This window comes from Pseudomonas sp. P5_B3, from assembly GCF_056400405.1.
This window is the reverse complement of record NZ_JBFULI010000134.1, coordinates 1-728: the sequence shown is the minus strand read 5'-3', so window position 1 is coordinate 728 and position 728 is coordinate 1. Positions and strand designations below refer to the sequence as shown.

1 protein-coding gene is annotated in these 728 nt (G+C 59.5%); it reads left to right on the top strand.

Going from position 1 to position 728, the window contains the following annotated elements:
• Window positions 1-728 (top strand): group II intron maturase-specific domain-containing protein (locus AC1DRN_RS29945; RefSeq protein ID WP_477786928.1); only part of this gene is annotated, 728 nt, incomplete at both ends.

The following is a 728-nucleotide window of genomic DNA, read 5'->3' as shown; positions in this document are numbered from 1 at the left end:
TGCGCGTCAAATCGAAGACAAACGCGTCCTCACGCTGATCCGTCGCTACCTCGAAGCGGGAACGATGTCAGGCGGCCTCGTCAGCCGACGGCAGGAAGGGACGCCGCAAGGCGGCCCGCTCTCGCCGTTGCTGTCGAATATCCTGCTCAACGAACTTGATCGTGAATTGGAGCGGCGGGGCCATCGCTTCGTGCGGTATGCCGATGACGCGAACATTTATGTGCGCAGTCGTCGCGCAGGTGAACGGGTGATGGCCAGCGTTGAGCGTTTCCTGAGCGAGCGCCTGAAACTGACGCTGAACCGGGAAAAGAGCCGAGTAGCCGGGTCGTGGATGTGTGATTACTTGGGCTATGGGATGAGCTGGCATCAACAGCCGAGACTAAGAGTGGCAACGATGAGTCTGGATCGCYTACGCGACCGACTYCGAAGCCTGCTGCGCACAACGCGAAGCCACAAAGTGGCGAGCGTCATCGAGCGGATAAACCCCGTACTGCGCGGTTGGGCTGGCTACTTCAAGCTGAGTCAGAGCAAGCGGCCACTTGAGTATCTTGATGGCTGGGTGCGTCACAAACTTCGCTGTATCATCTGGCGCCAATGGAAGCAGCCCTCGACGAGGGCGCGCAACTTGATGCGTCTAGGGCTCAACGAAGCCCGTGCTTGTCACTCAGCATTCAACGGTCGAGGCCCTTGGTGGAATTCGGGAGCACCCCATATGAATCAGGCGCTGC